Annotated in this window: 22 protein-coding genes and 1 other RNA gene; 18 read left to right on the top strand and 5 right to left on the bottom strand. The window is 40.6% G+C overall.

Annotated elements, in window-relative coordinates:
* Window positions 1–15: 15 nt before the first annotated feature.
* A complete protein-coding gene (locus QNH43_RS17070; RefSeq protein WP_283915043.1) occupies window positions 16–804 on the bottom strand; it encodes a fumarylacetoacetate hydrolase family protein in 789 nt (262 codons plus the stop codon).
* The gene (locus QNH43_RS17065) at window positions 801–1,589 is read right to left on the bottom strand and encodes a fumarylacetoacetate hydrolase family protein (protein WP_283915042.1); all 789 of its coding nucleotides are present in this window, start codon (window positions 1,587–1,589) and stop codon (window positions 801–803) included. The genes QNH43_RS17070 and QNH43_RS17065 overlap by 4 nt, the downstream gene beginning before the upstream one ends.
* A 205-nt stretch (window positions 1,590–1,794) precedes the next feature.
* On the opposite strand from QNH43_RS17065, the gene QNH43_RS17060 reads away from it, so the two are divergent.
* The 6 genes from QNH43_RS17060 (at window position 1,795) to QNH43_RS17035 (ending at window position 8,914) form a co-directional block, all read left to right on the top strand.
* Window positions 1,795–3,309: a 4-hydroxyphenylacetate 3-hydroxylase family protein gene (locus QNH43_RS17060; RefSeq protein WP_283915041.1), complete on the top strand. Its 1,515-nt coding sequence runs from the start codon at window positions 1,795–1,797 to the stop codon at window positions 3,307–3,309.
* Window positions 3,310–3,478: 169 nt separating this feature from the next.
* Window positions 3,479–5,335, top strand: a complete 1,857-nt coding sequence (locus QNH43_RS17055) for a XylR N-terminal domain-containing protein (protein WP_283915040.1) — start codon at window positions 3,479–3,481, stop codon at window positions 5,333–5,335.
* Between the two features lie 259 nt (window positions 5,336–5,594).
* The gene (gene asnS / locus QNH43_RS17050) at window positions 5,595–6,887 is read left to right on the top strand and encodes an asparagine--tRNA ligase (RefSeq protein WP_283915039.1); all 1,293 of its coding nucleotides are present in this window, start codon (window positions 5,595–5,597) and stop codon (window positions 6,885–6,887) included.
* A gap of 116 nt (window positions 6,888–7,003) precedes the next feature.
* Window positions 7,004–7,699 (top strand): DnaD domain-containing protein, encoded by a 696-nt coding sequence (locus tag QNH43_RS17045; RefSeq protein WP_076365730.1) that lies wholly within the window; start codon window positions 7,004–7,006, stop codon window positions 7,697–7,699.
* 22 nt (window positions 7,700–7,721) lie between these two features.
* Entirely contained in the window at window positions 7,722–8,378 is a 657-nt protein-coding gene (nth, locus tag QNH43_RS17040) for an endonuclease III (RefSeq protein ID WP_076365732.1), read from the top strand.
* Window positions 8,375–8,914, top strand: a complete 540-nt coding sequence (locus QNH43_RS17035; protein WP_283915038.1) for a YpoC family protein — start codon at window positions 8,375–8,377, stop codon at window positions 8,912–8,914. The genes nth and QNH43_RS17035 overlap by 4 nt, the downstream gene beginning before the upstream one ends.
* Window positions 8,915–8,955: 41 nt before the next feature.
* Here the strand turns inward: QNH43_RS17035 and QNH43_RS17030 are convergent, their stop codons facing one another.
* Window positions 8,956–11,688: a PBP1A family penicillin-binding protein gene (locus QNH43_RS17030; RefSeq protein ID WP_283915037.1), complete on the bottom strand. Its 2,733-nt coding sequence runs from the start codon at window positions 11,686–11,688 to the stop codon at window positions 8,956–8,958.
* 27 nt (window positions 11,689–11,715) lie between these two features.
* A complete protein-coding gene (gene recU / locus QNH43_RS17025; RefSeq protein ID WP_283915036.1) occupies window positions 11,716–12,327 on the bottom strand; it encodes a Holliday junction resolvase RecU in 612 nt (203 codons plus the stop codon).
* Between the two features lie 144 nt (window positions 12,328–12,471).
* Here recU and QNH43_RS17020 point away from each other — a divergent pair, with 144 nt between their 5' ends.
* The 4 genes from QNH43_RS17020 (at window position 12,472) to QNH43_RS17005 (ending at window position 15,152) form a co-directional block, all read left to right on the top strand.
* Window positions 12,472–13,419: a DUF2515 family protein gene (locus QNH43_RS17020; RefSeq protein WP_283915035.1), complete on the top strand. Its 948-nt coding sequence runs from the start codon at window positions 12,472–12,474 to the stop codon at window positions 13,417–13,419.
* A gap of 357 nt (window positions 13,420–13,776) precedes the next feature.
* Complete coding sequence (locus tag QNH43_RS17015; RefSeq protein ID WP_076365741.1) at window positions 13,777–14,052, top strand: hypothetical protein; 276 nt, start codon at window positions 13,777–13,779, stop codon at window positions 14,050–14,052.
* Between the two features lie 69 nt (window positions 14,053–14,121).
* Entirely contained in the window at window positions 14,122–14,490 is a 369-nt protein-coding gene (locus tag QNH43_RS17010; protein WP_283915034.1) for a YppE family protein, read from the top strand.
* A 77-nt stretch (window positions 14,491–14,567) separates the two neighbouring features.
* Window positions 14,568–15,152, top strand: a complete 585-nt coding sequence (locus QNH43_RS17005; RefSeq protein ID WP_283915033.1) for a YppG family protein — start codon at window positions 14,568–14,570, stop codon at window positions 15,150–15,152.
* Between the two features lie 67 nt (window positions 15,153–15,219).
* Here QNH43_RS17005 and QNH43_RS17000 read toward each other — a convergent pair whose 3' ends face one another.
* Window positions 15,220–15,672 carry an Hsp20/alpha crystallin family protein gene (locus QNH43_RS17000; protein WP_283915032.1) on the bottom strand — a complete coding sequence of 151 codons (453 nt, stop codon included), beginning with the start codon at window positions 15,670–15,672 and terminating at the stop codon, window positions 15,220–15,222.
* 140 nt (window positions 15,673–15,812) lie between these two features.
* On the opposite strand from QNH43_RS17000, the gene QNH43_RS16995 reads away from it, so the two are divergent.
* The 8 genes from QNH43_RS16995 to QNH43_RS16960 all read left to right on the top strand — a co-directional run bounded on the left by QNH43_RS16995 (window position 15,813) and on the right by QNH43_RS16960 (window position 24,557).
* On the top strand, window positions 15,813–16,574 hold the full coding sequence (locus QNH43_RS16995; protein ID WP_283915031.1) for an alpha/beta fold hydrolase: 762 nt from the start codon (window positions 15,813–15,815) through the stop codon (window positions 16,572–16,574).
* Between the two features lie 120 nt (window positions 16,575–16,694).
* Window positions 16,695–18,971, top strand: a complete 2,277-nt coding sequence (locus QNH43_RS16990; protein WP_283915030.1) for a DEAD/DEAH box helicase — start codon at window positions 16,695–16,697, stop codon at window positions 18,969–18,971.
* A 29-nt stretch (window positions 18,972–19,000) separates the two neighbouring features.
* Window positions 19,001–20,257: a ribonuclease H-like domain-containing protein gene (locus QNH43_RS16985; protein ID WP_283915029.1), complete on the top strand. Its 1,257-nt coding sequence runs from the start codon at window positions 19,001–19,003 to the stop codon at window positions 20,255–20,257.
* Window positions 20,258–20,709: 452 nt separating this feature from the next.
* Window positions 20,710–21,198 carry a CotD family spore coat protein gene (locus QNH43_RS16980; protein ID WP_283915028.1) on the top strand — a complete coding sequence of 163 codons (489 nt, stop codon included), beginning with the start codon at window positions 20,710–20,712 and terminating at the stop codon, window positions 21,196–21,198.
* A 64-nt stretch (window positions 21,199–21,262) separates the two neighbouring features.
* Window positions 21,263–21,814 (top strand): SLOG family protein, encoded by a 552-nt coding sequence (locus QNH43_RS16975; protein ID WP_283915027.1) that lies wholly within the window; start codon window positions 21,263–21,265, stop codon window positions 21,812–21,814.
* Window positions 21,815–22,016: 202 nt separating this feature from the next.
* The gene (gene gpsB, locus QNH43_RS16970; RefSeq protein ID WP_076365757.1) at window positions 22,017–22,328 is read left to right on the top strand and encodes a cell division regulator GpsB; all 312 of its coding nucleotides are present in this window, start codon (window positions 22,017–22,019) and stop codon (window positions 22,326–22,328) included.
* A gap of 80 nt (window positions 22,329–22,408) precedes the next feature.
* Window positions 22,409–22,798: RNase P RNA component class B (rnpB, locus tag QNH43_RS16965), an RNA gene on the top strand.
* Between the two features lie 610 nt (window positions 22,799–23,408).
* Window positions 23,409–24,557 (top strand): THUMP domain-containing class I SAM-dependent RNA methyltransferase, encoded by a 1,149-nt coding sequence (locus tag QNH43_RS16960; RefSeq protein WP_144549637.1) that lies wholly within the window; start codon window positions 23,409–23,411, stop codon window positions 24,555–24,557.
* The last annotated feature ends 154 nt before the right edge of the window (window positions 24,558–24,711 follow it).

Here is a 24,711-nt window from a genome sequence, read left to right as displayed (position 1 = left end):
GATCAGTCCCTTCCGTTAATTATGGATTTTTAGGTGCGGCCGATCCCCGCCTTCAGTAAATATATCGTCACCGACTATTGTGTTAACGAGTTTCCCGATACCTTCAATTTCAGTGATGATTTCATCGCCTACAGCAGTATCCGCCAATCCTTCAGGTGTGCCTGTCAATATGATATCGCCTGGGCTCAATGTCATGAAGCCGCTAAAATATTCTATTAAATCAGCAATGCCGAAAATCATGTCTTTCGTGTTGCCTTGCTGAGTCAATTTTCCGTTGACGTAAGTTTTGATGGCAAGATTCGAAGGATCTGGAATATCCTCGGCATCGACAAGCCAAGGCCCAATGGGGGTGCAGGTATCGCGATTTTTGACCTTTAAGTTTGGTCGGTAGTAATTCTCCAGATAATCCCGTATTGCATAATCATTTGCAATCGTATATCCACTTACATACTTAAAGGCTTCTTCCTTTTTTATGTTCTTCGCCTTTTTACCTATGACCACTGCAAGTTCACATTCATAATGCATATAGGCTGCATCAGCAGGCCGTCTTGTCTGTCCTCGGTGGCCGATAAAGGTATTGGGACCTTTTAAGAACGCAAGGGGTTCTTCCGGGGCATTAAAAGCAAGCTCCTTCGCATGGTCTGCATAATTCAAGCCAAGTGCGAAGACAGTTCGTGGTTCCACCGGGGGAAGCCAGACAACATCCTGCTCATTGACAATCCTGCCATCCGCCAATTTGAGCCGGCCATAATATTCGCTTGCTGGATGTACGGCACCTGCATAGGCTACACGTGCTCTCTTCATAAAATCCCCTCCAGTGATAGTTTTTCCTCGGGAATGATAGTATTTTCCAAATATCCGATTTCGTCTATTTCTATTCTGATATGATCATTGGCTTTTGCCAGCGGTGCATTCTCTGGAACGCCAACTAGGAGGGCGTCACCCGTACTCAAAGTCATGAAGTCAGTTACATCCTCAATAAGGCGGGATATGGAGCGAATTAGATTTGAAGTTGAATTTTCCTGTCTTAACTCTCCATTTATATATACACGAATTCCTAAAGAATCAGGGTTGGAGATGGATTCCTTGGATACGACCCATGGACCGATCGGGCAAAATCCATCACGGGCTTTATGGCGGATAGCAGGCCGGAAAAAGCTCTCATGCGGAATGCTAATATCATTGGCGATCGTAAAACCTTCTATATAATCCAATGCATGTTCTTTCTTGACTCTTGTGGCCGTTTTACTGATTACTATTCCAAGTGCGGCCCCGATTTCCAATTCAGGTATGCCGCTTGGAAGGGGAACTGGATTTGAAAAAGAAGAAAATGTGTTTCTAGGTTTAATATAAAGGATCGGCCCTTTAGGAGGTTCATTATAAGGAGGATGGTCGACCTTTTCCTTCAATGCTGCCAATGACCCTTTATAGTTTAATAATGTCCCATATACCGTTCCTGAAATAGGGTTATCCAAGTTGATTTGTGATGCCTCCAACTTATCACCGTTCATTAAAATATAGCGGCTCGACTGTATCTCTATTTCTTCTGAATAATCTGACTTTTGAAGTTTCACTCTTGCTTTTGCCATGGACATTCACCCCTTGTTTTTATTATTAATCATATATGATATCGTATATGATTTTTTGTTTAAGTTCAACATATTTAGATTATTCAGTATAATTAGACAAAAAATGTTAGAAAAAAGATGGGTTTCAACAGATAAATGCCTTGAACATTTAGTTAGTATGAAGCTAGGAATTCAAATTGAAAGATTGTGAATGGGGGATGTTCCGATGATGAATGGTAAAGAGTATTTAGAAAGTTTACAAGATGGAAGAACGGTATTCTTGAACGGAGATAAAGTAGATGATGTGACGACGCACCCAGCATATCGCAATTCTGCCAGGTCAATTGCCCAACTATATGATGCTCTCCATGATCCGGTTACTGCACGGATTTTAACGGCTAAGACAGATGAAGGTCATACTACCCATAAGTTTTTCAAGGCCTCAAAGAACGCAACAGAGCTGCTTGAAGCAAGGGATGCGATAGCACAATGGTCAAAATTGAGCTATGGTTTCATGGGTCGTACCCCTGATTACAAAGCTGCTTTTACAGGATCATTGGGACCGTATAGCGATTTTTATAAGGGATTTGAAGATAATGCGAAAAGATGGTATGAAAAAACCACCAGGGAAGTTCCCTTCTGTAACCATACAATCATAAATCCGGCAATGGACAGGAATAAACCGCTACATGAAAATAAAGAGGTATTTGTACGTACGGTGGAAGAGCGGGATGATGGGATAATCGTAAGCGGAGCAAAAATGGTTGGAACTTCTGCAGCACTTACGAATTATAATTTTGTCGCGAATTATTCTCCTGTCGATCTTGGGGAAGGAGATAGAAGCCATGCATTGATTTTCTTTGTGCCGATGAATGCGCCGGGATTAAAAATGATCAGCAGACAGTCTTTTGAAGAAACGGCTGCCAAGTCAGGCACTCCTTTCGATTACCCGCTTTCCAGTCGGTTCGACGAAAATGACGCAGTCATCGTCCTTGATCATGTATTCGTCCCATGGGAGAATGTATTCGCCTATAATGATGTGGAAATTGCAAATGGGTTTAGATCCAAGACTGGGTGGATGAATCGATATACATTTCATGGCTGCACACGCTATGCGGTGAAATTGGACTTTATGGCTGGGCTTCTGATGAAAGCTACGGAAATGGCAGGAACGAATCAATTTAGGGGAGTTCAAGCCAATATAGGGGAAGTGCTTGCTTACAGGAATATGTTTTGGGCAATCTCGACAGCGATGGCTACGGATCCGATGGAAGGGCCGAATGGAACTGTTCTACCAAATAGCACATATGCAACTGCATATAGGGTGTTCGCACCAATGGTTTGGCCAAAGGTGAAACAGATATTTGAACAGGTTGTAGCAGGTAATCTCATTCAACTCCCATCAAGCTCCAAGGATTTTTTAAACCCTGAGGTCCGTCCGTATCTCGATAAATATTATAAGGGTTCAGGTGGGGTTTCGGCAGTGGAAAGGGTAAAACTGATGAAACTTATATGGGATTCCATCGGAACGGAATTTGGTGGCAGGAATGAATTATATGAAATCAATTATGCGGGTAACCATGAAAATATTAGGCTTGAAACCATGAAAATGGCAGATGCAAATGGACAATCGGATAAATTCAAAGCTTTCGTGGACTTGGCCATGGACGATTATGACCTCCATGGCTGGACAAATGATAAGTGGATAAATGCATATGAAGGCATTAATGCTGAAGTTTGATCCAGCTCCAATGAATCAATCTGATTAAGAAAACGTGAAAATGAATGGTTTGTATCGGACTCCCGCCAGTTTTTCCTCCACTGCATGATATGAATGCGTTTACATTTATCTTGATAGGTAAGGTGTGGAAAAAGTATAATATTATGTAAAAGGAAAGCTGGGGGGAATAATGACGAACCTTTTGAATCTTAAGAATGATGATGGTGAAATTCATTTAAATGATGAGAGGATGATCCTGACTTCCTCTTCAATTTTCGGTACCTTAAGAAAGGACTTGATCGAGAATATTGGATTTGAAAGAATGAAGTCTTTCTTAATACGTTACGGCTGGAATATCGGAGTCAATGATGCTAAAAAGGCACTAAAAGGGAATATGTCAACGGTTAAGGAGATACTGAGGCAAGGCCCCATTTTACATATGCTGCAAGGTTATACAAAAGTTAATACTATGAATCTGAAATTATCGATGGATAGTAAAGCGGAAGTACACTCTGTAAAAGTGGAAGGGGTTTGGGTGAATTCCTATGAAGCAGAGGAACATATAACCCAGACAGGCATCGCGGAAAAGCCAGTCTGTTATACATTGACGGGTTATGCAAGTGGATATTATTCGACGGTCTGCGGTCATGAAGTGATTTTCAAGGAAAGTGCCTGTAAGGGAGCAGGGCAATCAGAGTGTAGATACGAAGGTAAATCGAAACATTTATGGGGCATGGAGATTCAGGATGAGTTGAAATATTATAAAACCGATCCGATTGTTCAGGAGCTAGCCGTAACATATGAAAAGCTGCTGGAGGAACGCAATAGTTTGTCAAAAGTGATGGATATTCATAATTTGCTGACAGAAGAGTTAATTAACGGAAGAAGCCTTCAATCCATAGTGAGGATGGTTTATCAGAAAACGAAAATACCTTTGTTGATGGAGAATTTCAATGGCAATCAGGTTTATCATGCTGGCTTTCACAAAGGGAAGGTGAGGGAAGTCAGGAATCAGCTTAAATTAGAGAGGGAAAATGGTCCTTCTTTGGAGACCGGAAGAATCGTAAAAGATGGGATGGAGCTGCTTTATACTCCCATAACGTTACAAAATAAAACTTATGGGTATTGTGCCTTTGTGCAATCTGATCGAGTCGAAGGAAAAACGAACCTGGAAATCGAGCGAATGATTCTTGAGAGGGTGTCCATGACTGTTTCCTTATTCTTCTTAAATGAGAAAAGCAGTTTTGAAGCCCTTGAAAGGGTAAAAGGGCTATTTCTTGAACAAATATTAAATGGAGAGTTTGCTACTAGAGAAGAAATAATCAAAAAAAGCATGTATTTAGACGCTTCATTGGATCATCCATACACCATTGCGGTGCTGGGCTATCGTTTTTCCTCCGATCGGGGGACAGAGAATGACTATTTCATTCAGCAGAAAATCATCGAGGAGATATATGGTTTCTTTAAGAAGCGGAATCAAGTCGTCTTAACAGCATTAAGGGATGGTAATATCGTATTGCTTACACCACTGAGTCCTGGAAATGAATTTCAATTTCTAACCAAGGAATGCATCAATCACTTACATACTGTTTTCAGCGGATATAATTTTAAAATGGGACTTAGCACAATATGTGATGAATTGGAACGGGCTCACGATGTTTTTCAAGAAGCTTTAACCGCTTTGAATATGAATGAAGGAACTCGGGATATTACCAAATTTGAAGAAGTCGATCTGTTATCCATTTTAATGCATACTGGGAGTACTCCAGCGGTCCTGCAAAAGGCAGAGAAAATGCTGGGTCCTTTATTGTTGAAAGAAGATCCAAAAATGAATGAATTATTGAAAACGCTTTATGTATTTTTGCAATGCGGTGGAAATCTTGAATGCAGCATGAAAAAATTGAACATTTCGATGAGTGGTTTACGCTATCGGATCAAAAGACTTGAAGAGCTGCTTTCCTGCCAAATAAGAAACCCTAAAATTGCTTTTCAATTATATGCATCATTTGAAACCTTGTTAAAGGCGAAAATGATTACCATTGGTTGAATGGATTCAAGCCTTTGTTTAAAAAAGAAATGTCGATCGATACATATACCGAGAGAATTTACTGTAATAAGGGTACGGTCGTTAGTGAAAAGTAATCTACCATGCAAATTGGCGAATACGCTGCAAAAACATAATAAGAGTGATATAAAAGGCATGGAACTTTCGCTTCAATTGATTTATTTGCTTGTAAGCAGGGCTATGGGTATAATAAGTAGAGTAAATTCATTAGTAAGTTAAGCTATTTTTGGAGGTAAATTCCGTGAAAATTACAATAAAAGATGCAAGCAAATTCGTCGATCAAGAAGTTACCATTGGAGGTTGGCTTGCCAGCAAACGTTCCAGTGGGAAAATTGCTTTTCTTCAAATCCGTGATGGCTCTGGTTTCATTCAAGGTGTGGTCGTGAAAGCTGAAGTGGCTGAAGAAGTTTTCGCTCGTGCGAAATCGATTTCGCAAGAGTCATCCTTGTATGTAACAGGTGTCATTCAAAAGGATGAACGATCGCCGTTCGGTTTTGAGTTACAGGTGAAAGATATTGAAATCATTCATGAATCATTGGATTATCCCATTACACCTAAAGCGCATGGTCCCGAATTCTTAATGGATAACCGCCATTTGTGGCTGCGTTCAAAACGGCAGCATGCAGTCATGAAAATCCGGAATGAAATAATCCGTGCTACATATGAATTCTTTAATGAAGAAGGTTTCGTTAAAGTGGATCCCCCAATTTTAACTGGAAGCGCACCAGAAGGAACGAGTGAGTTGTTCGCGACTAAATACTTTGATGAGGATGCATACCTTTCACAGAGTGGTCAGCTCTATATGGAAGCGGCTGCCATGGCACTTGGGAAGGTATTTTCCTTTGGTCCAACCTTCAGGGCAGAAAAATCCAAAACAAGACGACATTTAATCGAGTTCTGGATGATTGAACCGGAAATGGCTTTTATCGAATTTAAAGAAAACCTGGAGGTCCAGGAGCGATTCGTTTCTTCCATCATCCAATCCGTATTGAAAAATTGTCAGCTTGAGTTAAATACACTGGGCCGTGATACAGCGAAGCTTGAACAAATTCAAGCTCCTTTCCCGCGGATTACATATGATGAAGCTATTAAGTTCCTTCATGAACAAGGATTTGATGATATCCAATGGGGTGATGATTTTGGAGCTCCGCATGAAACTGCGATAGCGGAAAGTTATGATAAGCCTGTTTTCATAACTCATTACCCAACCAAAATCAAGCCTTTTTATATGCAGCCAGATCCTGACAGGGAAGAAGTGGTTCTTTGTGCCGATTTGATCGCTCCGGAAGGTTATGGAGAAATAATTGGCGGTTCAGAGCGGATTCATGATCAGGAATTGCTTGGACAGAGAATCAATGAGCATGGCTTGAGCGAAGATGCTTACAAATGGTATATGGAATTAAGAAAATACGGCTCTGTACCGCATTCAGGCTTCGGTTTGGGATTAGAACGCACCGTTGCATGGATCAGTGGAGTCGAGCATGTCCGTGAAACCATCCCGTTCCCACGTCTATTAAATCGATTATATCCTTGATTCCGTGATGAAGCGGTTATCTTGCCATATTTGGCAGATAACCGTTTTTTGTTAAAATTATAAACTTATTCGGAGGGCCTTATTCATGTTATACTTAACCAGAGGTGTCCAAATACATGAATAAAGAACATTTATATGCGTGGTTTAAGGAAGGAACGATAACGATTCCATCCTTTTTGTTGACTAACTATAGTACAATGGGACTGAATGAACAAGAAATGGTCCTATTATTACAATTGCAAAGCTTCATCGATAAAGGTAATCATTTCCCAGCGCCATCCCAACTTTCTGACCGAATGACATTGCAGGAAACGGAATGTCTATTCTTGATCCAGCGTTTGGTCCAAAGGGGATTTGTTGAAATGGTGGTTGAGGAGAGTCAAGAAATCGGACAGGAAAAATATTCGTTGTCCCCACTTTATGAAAAAATGATGGACTGTTTCTTGAAAACTTTGAAACAGTCAGAGTCAGCTGAAATCCAAAAAGCGGGGGAGAGCCTTTATACGATATTTGAACAGGAGTTCGGCCGCCCTTTATCTCCATTTGAATGTGAGACATTGGCAATGTGGATGGAAGACGACCATCAACCTGAGATCATTAAGTCAGCTCTGAGGGAGTCTGTCATTTCCGGAAAATTGAATTTCCGATACATTGATCGAATTTTATTCGAGTGGAAAAAGAAAGGAATTAAAACCTTGGAACAGGCAAGGGAGCAAGGACAAAAATTTAGAGTTCACCAAAAGAGGGACCGAAAGACCGAAACTGCACAACCGTTGAAAGATGTGCCTTTCTATAACTGGCTCGAGCAGTAATGTAAATTGAAGGAGAACCAATATGTTGAATAAAGCTCAAATTCGATATTGTCTGGATACGATGGGTGAAATGTTTCCGGATGCCCATTGTGAGCTGAATCACTCCAATCCATTTGAATTGGTGGTTGCTGTTGCCCTGTCAGCTCAGTGTACGGATGTATTAGTCAATAAAGTCACGAAGGATTTATTTCAGAAATATAAAACGCCTGAGGATTACATAAGCGTTCCGATAGAAGAGTTGGAAAATGACATTCGCTCAATCGGTTTGTTTCGTAACAAGGCGAAGAACATACAAAAGTTGTCGCACATGCTGATCGAAGAATACGGTAAGGAAGTCCCCAGAGATCGTGATGAGCTAGTTAAATTGCCTGGCGTGGGCAGAAAGACGGCGAATGTAGTCGTTTCCGTTGCTTTTGATGTGCCAGCGATCGCTGTGGATACCCATGTAGAGCGTGTTTCCAAGCGTCTTGGATTATGCCGTTGGAAGGATAGTGTCCTCGATGTTGAGAAAACGTTGATGGCTAAGATACCAAAGGATGAATGGTCGGTTACGCATCACCGCCTGATATTTTTTGGACGCTATCATTGTAAGGCCCAGTCACCAAGATGTGAAACCTGCCCGCTTCTCGAATTATGCCGTGAAGGAAAAAAAAGAATGAAAAGGAAAGAAGCCAATTGACTCATTCCATATCATTTAAAGTCCCAATAGAATTGGACCATTCTTTGTTTTTTCCTGAAAAGGTAACCATCTTGGAAAAAGAGCGATATGCAGGTTGGAGTGAAACGATCCCGTTCGAGGCTTTCCCGTATGAGTTACTTTATTATAATAATGTAGAGGCGTATGCTCCTTGGAATAACGGGGCAATGCATGTAAAGGAACTGCTGGAAATATGGAAGGGAATTGATTCGGAATGCAGTTTGCTGTTTTCTGAGCGAAAAGCGGGACAGACTTTGGGGCTCATGAAGAAGGGGATCGGTTTGTTTTTAACCGCAGTCTACTGGATGCATGGGAAGCCAGTGGTATTGAATGATTTCCGGGTCCAAATAGAATCCTTTAACAATATTCCGGTAAATATGGATGAAAGGCTTTCATTCATCCTTGCTAGACCCGCTTTTTTTCATTCTTATAGACAGCTTAGTGAGTTGTTTCGAGAATTTGAAAAACAATTTGTGAAGTTCATGATTAAAAATAAGAACAGCCAAAAAAACGTCTAAGCTTTTAGCTTAGACGTTTTTTTTAGTCAATCTTTATATATTTATTCCGTATCATTCTCTGGATCTGGGTCCGGGTTAGGGTCAGGTTCAGGGGTTTCGACTGGTTTTTCCTCTTCTACCGTTCCGGGGTCAGTGACATCATCCCCGCCTTCGACGTCCTCATCACCCTTATTGCCATTTCCGTCATCAGTGTTGTTGCCATTACCATTATTATCATTGTTGCCATTACCAATATTGCCGTTATTGCCGTTTTCGCCATTGTTATTTTTGTCTTTATCTTTGTCTTTGTCTTTTTCTTCGCCTTGTTTATCCTCTTCGCCTTCTGCAGGAGTTTCCTGTTCCGGATTTTCACCTTCGGCCGGATCTTCAATCTCCTCGTCCTCAGTACCCTCAGGGACTTTCACTTCAGCAGGTATTGTGACAGATGTACTCGCAGGATCACTTTGTTGGTTATCAACTAGAGCTACCACTGAGAAAGTATATTTACTTCCAGGGGTTGGATTAGGGATCGTTAAGCTAGTATCCTTCGATTTTTTTAATACGCTCTGTCCACCGCCGTCCACGGACATCTTAACCTCGAATTGGGTATTCCCATTACCTTTAGGATATGACCATGATAGATTGATTTCATTGCTTTCCTGGTTGTAAGAAGCGTTAATGCCAGGTGAGTCGATTTTTGCATATTCTGTCGTCACTTGTGTTGGCTCGTGACCTTTAACATAATATTCATAAGTGATTTTACTGCTTGGTGTATATTCATTGGCTTTAACGGCTGGATTCGAACCTTTGATGACTCCAACCTTCACAACACTGTCAGGTTGTTCAAAGTCTTTCGTTTCCTTTGATTGAGCCATATGTTCCATTAAATTCTTAAAGATGAATTTAGGGATCCTTTGAGATGATTCGCCCAGATATTCCATTTGCTCACCTGATGCATTATCATAACCAGCCCAAACTGCAACTGTATAATTGGTTGTATAACCCGCCATCCAGCTATCTTTTACACCGGAAGATGGGATGTTGTTCGCTGCACGCTGTTCAGGCGTGAAATTGGTTGAACCTGTTTTACCGGCTACCGGAAGACTAGGTATATTGGCTAACCTTCCTGTTCCATAAGGTTCTTTCATGACGCTTTTCAACATGTCCGTCACGATGAAAGCAGTGGAATCTTTCATGACCGGCTTTGATTCCGTCTTGTTTTTGATGGTTGTTTTATCACGTAAAACAATCTTTTTTACACTATGCGGTTCATTATAGATACCGTTGTTTCCGAATGAACTGTATGCACCGGCAAGTTCAAGTGTAGAAACATCCTTACCGCCGCCCAATGCTGCCGATTCGGTAATTTCCTTGTCGAAAGGAATGCCAAGATCAGTGGCAAAATCACGTGCCCGGTCCAATCCTACTGCTTGAAGCGTTTTTAAAGCAGGAATATTTAATGACCGTGCCAGTGCTTCACGAGTGGTTACAGTACCATAATGTCGTCCGGAAGCATTTTTAAGCGGTGTTCCATTACTGTAAGTATATTCCTCATCCTTGATTTGATGGTAGGTGGACCAATTTAAATATTCTACGGCAGGACCATAATCCAGAATCGGCTTAATGGTCGAACCAGGTGACCGCTTGGCATCCGTTGCATAATTCCAGCCGCGTTTAACCGTCGTGTTCCTGCCGCCGCCCACTGCTTTAATTTCTCCAGTTTCCGTATCGAGTAATGTGACTCCTGCTTGGAGGTCTTTACTTGGATAATTGATGATTTCATCACTGTTCAACATGTTATAAACATATTCTTGGGCATCTTTATCAATGGTCGTTTGGATTTCCAAACCATCTGTAAAGACGTTATAGTCACCCATATCCCCGACTTCCTCAATTACCAAATCGATGAATGCATCGTATGCGGTCGTATCGATTTGGCTCTTATCGATTTCTTGAAGTCCTTCTGTTATATCGATGCTTTGTGCATCTTTCATTTCCGTTTCGGTGATATATCCATGTTTATTCATTAAGTGCAGAACAATATCACGGCGTTCTTTCGCACGTTCAGGGTATTTATACGGGTCATACCTGCTTGGGCTTTGCGGTAATCCTACAAGCATGGCCGCTTCGTTCAATTTCAATTCGCTAAGATCTTTTCCATAATAAGTTTGCGATGCAGTTAAGATCCCGTTGGCGCGGTTTGCAAAGAAAATCTTATTCACATACATTTCGAAAATTTCTTCTTTTGTATATTTTCTTTCAAGCTGAATGGATAGCCACATTTCCTGGACTTTCCTTTTAATGGTCTTATCAGGTGTTAAATAAGAACGCTTGATAACCTGCTGGGTCAATGTACTTGCACCCTCTGAGCCGAATCCGTTTTTGAAGTTTGCTATGACGGCACTGCCCAGACGTAAGAAATCGACCCCGTGGTGTTCATAAAAGCGGGAATCTTCCGTTGCCAGGAAAGCTTCTTCGACAAGATCGGGAATATCTTCATAATTTACATAATCCCGGTTTTCCTTTCCGATTTCAGCTAGCAATTTACCATTTTCATCGAGAATCTTGGATGTGACCGGATCTTTCAAAAGCTTTTCGTCAAGTTTTGGAGCGTCGCTTATAAAGTAAGCCATTGCAGCTCCTCCGGCAACAAGGCCTATTATTCCGATTGTAACAAGTATAAGGAAAATTCGCTTAAGCATATTGGTTGGCTTTTTAGGACCTTTATTCTGTCCCTTTTTTTGAGTCTGCCCCTGCTTTCGGCGTTCTTCTCTAGTATTATATTTTTCAGCCATTACAGCTAACCTGCCTTTCTAAAAAAACTAAAAATTTTCTGCGATGAGCGAATCTACTACTTTAATATAGTCAATTCTCGGTTGAAAGCCAAGAGTAATCTTTCGTGAACTGCTTTCAACCTCTTGAAGAGTTATAGATTTGCGTCCGCCTTCTTTCATTCTCTTCCAATAAAAACTCAGTTGTTCGGAACTCATTAGATATATATCTTCCATAGCGGAAAACCGGATGATGACAAACGCAATTCCGTCATGCTGAACGATATGTTTCATATGATCAATTTGATGGTCATGAAAATTCTTCAGAGGGAACGAACTGCTGTTTTTCGTTTCCTTTGCCTCAAAATCAATGTACTTTCCTTTATAAACACCATTGTAATCTGTGGTCGATGCTTGTTTGAAATAAGCTTCTTTAATGACTGCAGCACTTCTTTTCGGATAGTGGACATCGACAATTTGAATGGGTGTCGGTTTTTTATGGATGACGGCAATGCCGTGTGCTAAATAATACTGATTGGTTTCGTTCAAATCGTCTTCCAATGTTTTTCCCCGGTTGCTGTAACTGATTTTTTTTAGTGGGCTTTTCTTTTCTTCCATAGCCTGCGGTACAAACTTTCGTCCATTGGGATAATGAAATGCCACTTTTACCCCTCCTTTTTTTTCACTTTTCTATATTAGCAAAAAAAGAATCCAAAATGTGAATAAAAAGAATTGTTTCTTAGAACGATAGGATTTATGTACAACTATATGTCACAATTCATCGCTATGGAAAGGCTGGACTCATAGATGCGAATGTTCACGACGGAAAAGCAATTGCTCCAATCCATAAAAGCCCAAACCGCTAAAGGGAATAGGGATAATATATCAAGAACACAAGCATATGAACAATTTTTCAGAATGCATCCAGAAATACAATGGTCTTTTTTAGCTGGGATGGTTTCTAGGAATGCAGGCTGGAATATGTGTGATCTTGAAGGAATTTGGTTTTCCCAATTGCTGGGCCTTAAATATAGGCATCACTTATTCCTAACGTATGAAGAAGCCAACTGGAGAATATTCCAAGATGCGTATCCGCAATTACTTCTCTATCATTATTCGACGAAGTATGGACGTCCTTTGTTTCACTTATGTCATTATTTTTTTATTACCAAATTCATGAAGAACGAATGGTATTCCTTTTGGAAACATGGAGATCGTGAAAAATTAGTCACTGCGCTTATCATAAATGAACAAAACATCATTGAAGAACCGGTTATTAAAAAGCAATCTTTCGTTTTTCACTCTCTATTATTTTTCCTGCAGGACTGGATGCATTTTAGCACCGTTTTATTTCCTACTTGCAATGGAGAACTGTATGGCTCGTCGGTTTCGCATTTTAGAAATATAGATAAAAGGATTGAATTGGGGAAAAGGTTGGCTGGCCTTTTATTTTCCGAAGATTTGTTTCCGCGCTTTTTTGAATTTTCCTGCAGGACTGAACCAACGGGTGCCAGATATGATTATGAACAATATCGAAAAAAGCCTAGGTACCATGAAACCCCGATGCTGAGGAGAGTATATCCAGTGATTCATCATCGAGCAGGGGAGACAGAGCAATGGGATATGAAAAAAAGGGTTAAAAAAAAATGGTTCATTGAACCTAAATGGGAAGAAGACCCGCATTTGACCGATTGGTATGACGATAAACAAAAGCAGCTGCACACGGCTGCAATAGTCAAAAATTTGATTTTATAAAAAGGAAACAGGGAAGGCGTCGATTAAGCCTTCCCTGTTTATCGTTCAGTATTCATGTCTTACGTAGAGGGACGGTTTTCTCCACTTAGTTTCGGGTTTCCCGTTCCTGCCTTTTTAGTGGGCGGCTTTTGTCGTTTTTCGTTTTTTTGCTGTCTGCTTTCATTCGACTGCATGAAATCACCTCCTGTCTGTATTCTTGTTTAAAACTTCATTCTTCATTCTTTCCATTGTTGTCGAAGGGCATAATAAATTAAGTGAATTGCACTTTCTTTGCCGATTCCCTTCTAGTTTTGTCAGGCATGAAGGGCTTTCAGATAAAAAAAAGAATAGTACAGGTAAAGAATGGGAGGGATCAGCATGGTCAATAAAAGTGTCGCAACAGAAGAGATATTAAGGATGATAGCTGAGATCAGTACCAGCCTGGATCGTTTGGAAATTTCATATGGGGAAACTGTAAATACAGTGCGGTGCAAACTATGGGCGGAGCAATATACATTAGTTAATGAAGCCCAGGAAGCCATTGAGAAAGCCGAAGATTATTGGGTAAATGCTGAAGTTCCAAACCACTCCTTTTCCATCGTCCCGGAAAAAAGAATGATAAAGCAAAAGGTTTTTACGGAATTGCCCGTATAAGCCGGAGGAATATCATTTTATTAAGAACTGGATTATACTAAGGGAAACAATTGTACGGAGGAATTTAATGTGCATAAAGAAAAAATGCGGCTATTAACAGAACAATTAATTCAATATACGGACAAAGCGGATGAAATTTATGAGGGTGTACGCAAAGAAGGGAAGGAAAAGGATTTCTTTTCTGAGGTCAAGCCGTTCGCAGACCTGGTCAGGACCGCATGCATCGAATGGGAAACCGGAATGAAGGAGTGGATGAGAGAAACCGACTTCAGGCATCTTTTCCCCGAGCAAATCGAACAAACCGCCCATAACCTTTCTGATGTCGCCGTTCAGGCATTTTTTCCTAAAACAAGTTATAAGCGATTTAAAAGCCATGTCCAATCGGTCGAATTCATCCTTAATAATGTAAAAACGGAAATCGATCGGATTTTATCATAAAAACACCTACACTTTATTACCTCTTTTTTCATATATTATCAGAACCATGTAATGAAAAAAGAGGAGGGCTCATTGACATGATGAGATCCGGTTTTAACCAAATCTCCCCAAATCAAGGACAGTTTCCTCAACCTATGCCGGAATATTGGGGAGGGTACCAACAGCCAATGCCGTATCCTCCGCCAAATAATCATAATCTTGAACAATCATTTATGTATCCATATCATCTCCAGGATACAGGGGGCTATATGACGCCGTATCATGATCCTTATCAGCAGGCGGCCTATCATCCATTCCAACAAGTCCAGCAGCAGGCGATGCCTGTGGGTGCTTATCCGGGCAACAGTGTCATGCAGCCAATGGCACAAATGCACCCAATCCAGCCCAATCAGCAGCCGCAAGCCTTTAGTCCGTTCGCCAATCCGTTACAGCCAGCTAAAAGACCTCCGCTAAGTCAGCAGCAGGCCCATAATCCATATCCTAAGCAGCAGTTCATGCAAAAACCCCAGCCATCGGGTTTCAAATCGGTCATGAATCAATTCAAAACACAAGATGGCTCCATGGATATAACGAAGATGATGAATACAGCCGGACAAATGATGAATACTGTTTCTCAAGTATCCTCAATGGTCAAAGGAGTAGGGGGCTTCTTCAAGGCTTAGATGGTAAATAAAGGAAAAGCAGACTTATAAGTGACCAGCCACTTTTTAAGTCTGCTTTTTTTCATGCCTAATGGATTTCAATCCGATTCCCTCTGATTTTGGGTAGTTGAAGCGTGAGGATGCCATCGCGATGTCGCGCGGTAACTTTTGCTTCATCAATCGGCTTTGGAAAGGAAATGGTTCTTGATAAAGTACCGGCTGAAACTTCCTTTTGGAACAATCCTTGATTTTTATGCTTTCTATCTACATGCTTTGCAGATATGGTTACGGAATGGGACAGTACATCAATTGATATTTGGCTTCGTGCAATTCCGGGCAAAGTGGCAGTAAGGGTATATTCTGAATGCGTTTCGTGAACATCAACCGGAAAGCTGCGTTCTTTCGCCGAACCGAAGAAATCGTCAAGAGATTGCAGCATGCCTTTAGGGGGCCTCTCGGAAAACAGCCGATCCATTTTGTTTATGAAATGGGTAAAGGGTTCTATTCGATTCCGATTATTATTTTTTTCAGAAGAGGTCATCACGGTGCTCCTTTCTAAAAAATTCCTTTGCCTATAGGCTATGTGGGGAATGAAGAAATGTGAATGCACTGTGGGTTTCAGATACAGGTCTATAGGGAATAACGGTACTGAATGATTAGTAAAGGAAATGAGGGATTAATATGACAGATGGCAAGCTTTCCTACATAGATACCGGGAAAGGTAATGAAACATTGTTGTTTATCCATGGATTTTGCGGAAGCCATGAATATTGGAGTGACATCATTGCTCAAATAAAGGGTGAATACCGGATTATTGCCGTTGATTTACGGGGGCATGGTGCAAGTGAGGAAAAAGGGGGATCTTTCTCGATCGAAGATATGGCTGCTGATATTGTGTCGCTTCTGGAAGAACTGGAAATCGGACAGGTCTATATGTTTGGTCATTCGCTTGGGGGATATATCACCTTGGCGTTCGCAGAAAGGTTTCCTGGGAAATTGTCTGGTTTTTCATTGGTACATTCGACCGCCTTCCCGGACGATGAGACTGGAAAGGCGGGGCGCTTAAAATCTGTCGAGAAAATTGAAAGTGAGGGAATCCACGCTTTCATTGACGGACTTATACCAAAGCTTTTCGCTAATTCCGATGATCCCAATATTGACCATATAAAGGAAATCGGATATAAAACAAGTGAAATTGGTGCAATAGGGTCTTTACATGCCATGAGGAACAGAATAGACAGAAATCATGTACTAAAAGATACGAAGTTGCCTGTCCTATTGGTTGCTGGTGAACAGGATAAGGTGATTCCCGTTGATAAAACCTTTTCTGTGAAAGGGGGCCATATCAATGAAGTTATACTTAAGGGCAGCGGACATATGGGAATGTTGGAAGCCCCAAGCAAACTAATCGAAGAAATCATTCGCTTTGTCGAGAAGAATTAAATTAAAAAAGTCCGGGCTGGAAACGAGATGGTGACGTTTCCAGCTTTTTTTTTGAAAAGGAAATAGTTTCCCTTTTGCATAGAACGTTCATTCGGTAGAATAGGAGTACGAGGTGGTCATATGAAACTGCGAAAAAATTTACAAGAAGTCATCAATGATTTAAAAACAAATGAGGATTTTAAAGATAATATAGTACATTGGCAAGTAATTGAAGCAAAAGAGGCAAAACATGTACCTTTTCCCGATGCAATGAAGGATAAAATCAAGCATGCTCTTGAATTACGGGGGATCAATGGATTGTATACCCATCAGGCAACAGCATTTGATACTGCTGTCAGTGGCAATAGCCTTGTAGCAGTCACACCTACAGCTTCTGGAAAAACATTATGCTATAATTTGCCGGTCCTTCAAAAAATATTGGAAGATGAAAAAACTAGGGCGCTTTATATTTTTCCGACAAAAGCACTGAGTTATGACCAAAAGAGCGAATTGAATGAAATGATTCAAGAAATGGATGCTGAGATAAATAGTTATACATACGATGGGGACACACCTTCAAATATCAGGCAAAAAATCCGCCAGGCAGGGCATATCGTGATCACCAATCCTGATATGCTCCATTCGGGAATCCTGCCCCATCATACGAAATGGGTCTCTTTGTTTGAAAACTTGAAGTATGTGGTAATCGATGAACTTCATATTTACCGCGGCGTTTTCGGAAGTCATACGGCCAACGTCATAAGAAGGTTAAAAAGGATCTGCAAGTTTTATGGAAGCGACCCTGTATTCATCTGTACTTCCGCTACGATCAATAACCCAAAAGAGTTGGCTGAAGAGCTCACGGAAAAACAAATGGTCCTAATCGATAATAACGGAGCCCCAAGTGGGAAAAAGCATTTTGTGTTTTACAATCCGCCAATAGTAAATAAACCGCTGAACATACGAAGGAGTGCGGTTTTGGAAGTCAGGAAACTTGCAAATGCATTTTTGAAAAATAAAATTCAAACGATCGTTTTTGCGCGAAGCAGGGTTCGTGTGGAGATTCTATTGACATATTTACAGGAACTTGTGTCAAAGCAATTGGGGCCAAAATCGATCAGGGGCTATCGCGGTGGATATCTGCCAACACAGCGCAGAGAAATTGAACAAGGACTCAGGGATGGTTCCATTTATGGAGTGGTTTCCACAAATGCACTTGAGTTGGGTGTCGATATCGGCCAGCTTCAGGTTTGCATAATGACTGGTTACCCGGGATCCATTTCGAGTGCCTGGCAACAGGCGGGACGAGCAGGTAGAAGGCATGGTGAAGCATTGATCGTCATGGTTGGCAGTTCTAGTGCCCTTGATCAATATATCGTACAGCATCCCGAATATTTCTTTACCAGAAATCCAGAAACGGCAAGAATCAATCCGGATAATCTATTGATCTTGGTTGACCATGTAAAATGTGCAGCATATGAGCTGCCATTTAAAAAAGGCGATACCTTCGGGGAAACAGAGATTATGGACGTTCTTGAATTCCTTACGGAAGAGAGGGTCTTACACTTGAATGGGGACAAATGGCATTGGATGAATGATGCTTTCCCTGCAAGCAATATCAGCCTGCGTTCAGCGGCACAGGAAAATGTCGTGATCATCGACCAAACGAATGCACCGGTTAATCGGGTCATAGGGGAAATGGATACGTTCAGTGCAATGACCCTCCTCCACGATGAAGCCATTTATTTGCACCAGGGAATTCAATTTCAGGTGGAAGAACTTGATTGGGATGAAAAGAAAGCTTATGTACGTGAAGTCAATGTGGATTATTATACGGATGCTAACCTTGCTGTTCAGTTGTCTGTATTGGAAGTCGATAAACAGCGAACTTTCGCTTCCACAGCAGCTGCTTTTGGTGATGTCGCAATCCGGGCGATGCCTACAATCTTCAAAAAAATCAAATTCGAAACTCATGAGAATATTGGTTCAGGACCAATCAGTCTCCCGGAGATGGAACTGCACACGAGTTCAGCCATGCTTTCCATGGATCCCGGATTATTTAAGTGGGACGAAAATCGGATAGAACAAGGTATGATTGGTGCCTCCCATGCTCTTAATTACATGATTCCGCTACATGTTATGTGCGATCCGCATGATATTCATGTTTATCCGCAGGTTAAGGCAGCACATAATGAAAAACCGACCATTTTTATCTATGATAGTTATCCGGGAGGCATAGGGTTAAGTGATAAAGTATATGAAAACTCTGAAGTCATTCTGCTTGAAACAATATCAATGATCGAAAATTGCGCTTGTGAAGGCGGCTGTCCTTCCTGTATCGGGACGGAATCCGCAACGAAAACAGCCAAGAGTGATGCCAAACAATTATTGGGTCAATTTTGTAAGCAAAAACATTAATAGAGCGCAGTGAAGAGAGGTGTAATTTCATGTCTTTAAAAAATAAATTGAACCGTATGAAAACGCATATGAACCTAGGGAAACATCCTTCTCCCGTAGAAGAAGAGGAACGGACAGTGAATGAAGAAATTCCTTACTATGAAAAGTGGCTGGAGAACGATACCGTTTCCTTTCATTTCGATGGTGACTATTGTTTCATTAGGGAAGTCCGCTATCCTATAAATCACAAACACGGATTATATGCATTTTCCGAGCTGAAAAAGGTTGTAAAAGAGTGGAATCAAACTTCATTGGAGCATCCACTATCCGCTAAGGGCGTTAAAAGTGAAGAGCTGTTTTTCTTCGATACGGAAACAACTGGGCTAGGAGGCGGAGCCGGCAATACCATTTTTTTACTTGGCTATGCTTATTTAGAAGGTGAAGAAGTAGTCGTGAAGCAACATATCCTTCCGCAGCCTGGAAGTGAAATCCCGCTGTATCAAAGCTTTCTGGAAAACATCAATTACGAAACGCTTGTCACATATAATGGTAAATCCTTTGATTGGCCCCAGCTAAAAACCAGACATACCTTGATAAAAGAGCATGTACCAAAATTGCCGGAATTCGGACATTTCGATTTATATCATGCTTCAAGACGCCTTTGGAGAAACAAATTGGAACGAGTGAAATTATCATCAGTCGAAACAGATATTCTAGGTGTATATAGGGAGGATGATATTCCTGGATATTTGGCGCCGATGATTTATTTTGATTTTGTTGAGCGGAAGAATCCGGAAATTCTGTTTGGGATCATGAAGCATAATGAATTGGATATCTTGTCACTGATCACATTGTATATTCATTTGTCCCGAAAAATCCTCCAAATCGATGGATATACGGAAGAGTCCATGGAAATTGCACGATGGCTCGCTTATTTGGGAAAAAAAGAGGAGTCAGTTGAGACATATCAAAAAATATTGGAAGCAGGAAATGAGGAAGATCGTATAATAGCTGGCCATGCCTTAGCCTTCCAGAAGAAGAAGCAAAAACTATTCAATGAAGCCTTGGAAATATGGAAGGAAGCCGCCTTAAAAGGAAATGTGCAAATAAGGATACAGGCACAGATAGAATGTGCAAAATTATATGAACATCAATTTAAGGACGTCGGTCTTGCCCTAAAATGTTCAATAATCGCACTTCAGGAGATGGTGAGCGAAGGGACCCTGCCAGGGAAAAAAAAGTTGGAATTGGAAAAGAGGATCCATCGGCTCGAAAAGAAAGAGCAATCTAAGGGAATTACTATATGAAATATGGGAATTGAATTGGTCTTTTAGTGCAAAAGGCTGAAAATAAAAAATATGTATTCAATTATTGTAGCCTTCAACTATTATGTGTAAAATGGAAAGAGTTGAGGGTGAAATTCCGAAGCGTTCATTTCATTCCTTTACATCATAAATTCAAGGTGAAAGCGGAGCGAAGAAATGTATAAAACGACTTTATTTCTATTTTTTGTTGTCCTTTGTTTAACGATTGTTTTATTTACTTCATTAAAAGATAGTCTCTATTCCTTCTTGTAGAAAATTACCCTCAGTACATTTGAAGGGAAAGCATTAATTAATAGTGTACTTATCGACAGCCATACATCGTTTTATACTTATTCTGTATAATTAGGTCATTTCATCAGTACACGTATCCCCTTTTTTTCATAGTCTGTAATGGTAAGACTAAACTTATCATGATGAAAGGGGACGAATTATAAATGTATTTTCGTAATTGTGGAGGAAATAAACCCAATGTAATGGGCGCATCCAACAATGTAATGGGCGCATACGGGAACGCACCTGGAGTAATGGGCGCATCAACCGGTAAAAACTCTAATGTAATGGGAGCGTCAACCGGTAAAAACTCTAACGTAATGGGAGCCTATAGTCCATCGGCTGTATCTCCAGCGCAATATGGTCCATCTGCTGTGTCTCCAGCGCAATATGGTCCAACACAAACATCTCCATCTCAAGTTGCCCCAGCGCAAGTCTCTCCAACACAGCAATTTGTCAATACGAATGTATCGAACACAGTGATTCCTGTCGTTCATCCATCACATACTACAAATGTCAATAAGCATGTGAACACGTTTAAACATTATTTCCCGCATACTCAATCCGTGGTGAACGAGTGCTATAATCAACACTTGATTTGTGGAAGGCCGCCGCAAAACCCATGCTGTCCGCCTGGGAATTTCGGATATTAAAAATAAGGGCTTATTAAGCCCTTGTTTTCTTACATAATCATGTTAAAAGGAGATTTGCCAAGCGATGAAGGTTTTGTATATGACGGGCTATAAGGCTTTTGAATTCGGGATATTCAAAAATGACCATGATGCCGTAAAATATATAAAGAAAGCGATGAAGCAGCGTCTCCTTCCATTGGCGGAAGATGGGCTGGAATGGGTGATCATCTCAGGTCAGTTGGGTACGGAACTATGGGGTGCAGAAGTGGTGTTCGAATTACAGGATGAATATCCTCAGCTTAAATTAGGGGTGCTTACTCCTTTCCTGAAACAGGAAGAGTCATGGAACGAGACGAATCAAGATTATTACCGATCCATTTTGGCCCGTGCCGATTTTGTTGAGTCAATTTTCAATAAACCATATGAAGGGCCACAACAACTGAAAATCAAAAATAGGTATATGGTCCATAAGAGCGATGCCATGCTCATCATTTTTGAAGCTGAAAAAGAAGGGTCATCCCGATATCCTTATTTCGAGGCGATGAAAAAAGCCGAAACACAGCCATACCCCATCTTTCAGATAAACTTTGATGATCTGCAACTGGCTGCGGAAGAAGCGAACTGGTCCGAAGAATGATGGAGTGAAAATAATTATGGATTAAAAGTTGTTTCTAAAGCATAATCATATTATTATGAAATTTAGATACATATTTAATGGGAATACATATCGTTCACTAAACAGTATGCATACAAAAAGGTGTTTCGTTGACAAACCCAAGCAGATTTGAAAAAATAATAAAAAGTCGATTGTATTGGCGAAAGTATTGAGGTGAAGTCTTATGCTATCCGATAAGATAAAATTAACGGCTAAAGATATTCTTGAAAAAGATTTTAAAACAGCCATGCGCGGTTATAAACCTGAAGATGTGGATCAATTCCTGGATCTGATCATTAAAGATTATGAAGTGTTCCATCAGGAAATCGAAGATCTTAAACAAGAAAATCTTAAATTGAAAAAACTAGCCGAAGAGAGTACAAAACGTCCAAATCAACCTGCTCCAAGTGCCACTCCGGGAACCACTAACTTTGACATCCTTAAACGGTTATCCAACTTGGAAAAGCATGTTTTTGGTAATAAGCTTTTTGACTGAGGTTTTGCATTTTAAAAGTGAAAATTATTTTGGTATTGTTTTTTCATGAATAATGGAGTATAATCAATTATGTTATGTTAACGTTTGGGTAATTGCTGCTGCATTTATGCAGTAGAGGAAAGTCCATGCTCGCACGGACTGCGATGTCCGTAGTGTTCGTGCCTGGCGAAAAAATAAGCTTGGGCAGCAATCTTGGATTGCTGACGGCTGGGAAAATGCCTAAGTCCTTTTGGATATGGCATGAATACCTATAAAAGTGCCACAGTGACGTAGCCTTTATAGAAATGTAAAGGGTGGAACGAGGTAAACCCCACGAGCGAGAAACCCAAATTAATGGTAGGGGCGCTTTCTTCCTTGGAATTGAACGAGGAGAAGGACAGAAGCATATGCTTCTGTAGATAGATGATTACCGCCGAAGTACGAGACGCGAGTCGCTTGCAGTACTGAGGAACAAAACATGGCTTACAGAACGTTATCATATTACACCAAAAGCACAACTCTCCTTTTAAAAGGGGAGTTTTTGTTTATGGAGATTGCCAGATTATAAAAAGATTGGGCATTTCCATTTGTTTTTCGTTTTCTGAAACACCACTGTGTTAAACTTAGAACTTGGCAAGTTTTTCATTCCATTTCGAAAAGTGTCAAGTGGAAAGAAAATGGGTTTGAAGAAGTCTGTCGGAAACGTTATTAAAAATAGTGTCGGAATGTAAAGTATTTCCTTGATTCTGGGTATCCTATTTATAAATTTTCCCGAACCCTTCTGTTAGCTCAAAATGAAGGTATCAAGACGGAAAACTTCAAATTTCATGATAATGGATGGGCAGCATACATAATGGGTATTGATGATTTCAATCATATGATAGCAGCGTGTATCTTAAGGTACATGGATAATTGAGTAAAGTTTTATTTCACGGCAATTAATGAATTTTCTCGCTACATGATCATGAAATAAGCTGGGGCAAACAATGAAGAATTCTAACTGAAAGATAAAAGTCAATGCCTGATTCTTAAATACATAAATGAAGAACATCAGGAAAAGGGGCCATTGATTTGGATTAATGGAAAGAAGGTGCAAGATTAATGAAACAATTCGATATTATCGCAACATCAGCAATGGGATTGGAATCAATTGTTGCCAAGGAGGTAAGGGATCTTGGTTACGATTGTCAAGTTGAAAATGGTAAAATCACATATAAAGGGGACCAATCCGCCATTGCGCGCTCTAATTTATGGCTGCGCAGTGCCGATAGGGTGAAAATTAAAGTCGCAGAATTTAAAGCATATTCATTTGATGAGTTGTTTGAAAAAACAAAGGCATTGAATTGGGAAGATTACTTATCAGCCGATGTAGAGTTCCCCGTGAGTGGAAAATCCGTTAAGTCAAAGCTTTACAGTGTCCCTGATTGTCAGGCTATAGTTAAAAAGGCGATTGTTGATAGATTGAAAAGTAAATATAAGCAAGTGTCCTGGTTTGCAGAGACTGGTCCTTTATTTAAAATTGAAGTATCTATTTTAAAAGATGTAGTGACACTTACTATAGATACTTCAGGTGCAGGATTGCATAAACGGGGATATCGGACAGGACAGGGGGAGGCACCCCTTAAAGAAACATTGGCGGCTGCCTTAATCATGCTGACCAATTGGAAACCGGATAAACCTTTCATAGATCCATTTTGTGGCTCTGGAACGATTCCCATCGAGGCAGCCTTAATAGGGCAGAACATAGCACCTGGGTTTAACAGGGAATTCGTATCTGAAACCTGGGCATGGATGGACAGCAAGGTATGGGATGAAGCGCGGATCGAGGCTGAAGATTTAGCCGATTATGATCAGTACTTGGACATAACCGGTTGTGATATTGACCATCGAATGGTCGATATAGCTAAAGCGAATAGTTTTGAAGCGGGTCTTGGTGATCTGATTGAATTCAAACAAATGCAGGTGAGGGATATCTCGACAAGGAAAGAGTATGGTGTAATTGTCGGAAACCCGCCTTATGGAGAACGTCTTGGTGAGAAAAAAGCGGTTGAGCAGATGTATAGGGAAATGGGCCAAGCCTTCAAGAAGCTTGATACATGGTCAGTATACATGATTACCTCCAATCCTGACTTCGAACAGCATTACGGTAAGCCTGCAACGAAAAAAAGGAAATTGTTCAATGGTTTCATCCGTGCTGACCTTTATCAATATTGGGGGAAAAGGCCGCCAAGACAGCCTCAAGGTGAATAAGTAGGTAGAATATAATGGAGGATTTTGATGGTCAGGACGATTTATTCATAATAGGTTCCAGTCTTGCTTATCATTTCCTTTTCTGTTATTCTAATAATGAATTATTTTTGTTCAGATTTAAGGAATACCTTAATATTCTCTTGAGCAAGGATAG

The organism is Peribacillus simplex, assembly GCF_030123325.1.
GTDB lineage: Bacteria > Bacillota > Bacilli > Bacillales > DSM-1321 > Peribacillus > Peribacillus simplex_D.
The sequence above is the reverse complement of the archived record's forward strand: the minus strand, read 5'-3'. Positions and strand labels throughout refer to the sequence as shown.

Bases quoted from the DNA above. Each gene is read 5' to 3' on its own strand.
- QNH43_RS17070 (WP_283915043.1), bottom strand. From the start codon at position 804: ATGAAGAGAGCACGTGTAGCCTATGCAGGTGCCGTACATCCAGCAAGC.
- QNH43_RS17065 (WP_283915042.1), bottom strand. From the start codon at position 1,589: ATGGCAAAAGCAAGAGTGAAACTTCAAAAGTCAGATTATTCAGAAGAA.
- QNH43_RS17060 (WP_283915041.1), top strand. From the start codon at position 1,795: ATGATGAATGGTAAAGAGTATTTAGAAAGTTTACAAGATGGAAGAACG.
- QNH43_RS17055 (WP_283915040.1), top strand. From the start codon at position 3,479: ATGACGAACCTTTTGAATCTTAAGAATGATGATGGTGAAATTCATTTA.
- QNH43_RS17045 (WP_076365730.1), top strand. From the start codon at position 7,004: ATGAATAAAGAACATTTATATGCGTGGTTTAAGGAAGGAACGATAACG.
- nth (WP_076365732.1), top strand. From the start codon at position 7,722: ATGTTGAATAAAGCTCAAATTCGATATTGTCTGGATACGATGGGTGAA.
- QNH43_RS17030 (WP_283915037.1), bottom strand. From the start codon at position 11,688: ATGGCTGAAAAATATAATACTAGAGAAGAACGCCGAAAGCAGGGGCAG.
- QNH43_RS17020 (WP_283915035.1), top strand. From the start codon at position 12,472: ATGCGAATGTTCACGACGGAAAAGCAATTGCTCCAATCCATAAAAGCC.
- QNH43_RS17015 (WP_076365741.1), top strand. From the start codon at position 13,777: ATGGTCAATAAAAGTGTCGCAACAGAAGAGATATTAAGGATGATAGCT.
- QNH43_RS17005 (WP_283915033.1), top strand. From the start codon at position 14,568: ATGATGAGATCCGGTTTTAACCAAATCTCCCCAAATCAAGGACAGTTT.
- QNH43_RS17000 (WP_283915032.1), bottom strand. From the start codon at position 15,672: ATGACCTCTTCTGAAAAAAATAATAATCGGAATCGAATAGAACCCTTT.
- QNH43_RS16995 (WP_283915031.1), top strand. From the start codon at position 15,813: ATGACAGATGGCAAGCTTTCCTACATAGATACCGGGAAAGGTAATGAA.
- QNH43_RS16990 (WP_283915030.1), top strand. From the start codon at position 16,695: ATGAAACTGCGAAAAAATTTACAAGAAGTCATCAATGATTTAAAAACA.
- QNH43_RS16985 (WP_283915029.1), top strand. From the start codon at position 19,001: ATGTCTTTAAAAAATAAATTGAACCGTATGAAAACGCATATGAACCTA.
- QNH43_RS16980 (WP_283915028.1), top strand. From the start codon at position 20,710: ATGTATTTTCGTAATTGTGGAGGAAATAAACCCAATGTAATGGGCGCA.
- QNH43_RS16975 (WP_283915027.1), top strand. From the start codon at position 21,263: ATGAAGGTTTTGTATATGACGGGCTATAAGGCTTTTGAATTCGGGATA.
- gpsB (WP_076365757.1), top strand. From the start codon at position 22,017: ATGCTATCCGATAAGATAAAATTAACGGCTAAAGATATTCTTGAAAAA.
- QNH43_RS16960 (WP_144549637.1), top strand. From the start codon at position 23,409: ATGAAACAATTCGATATTATCGCAACATCAGCAATGGGATTGGAATCA.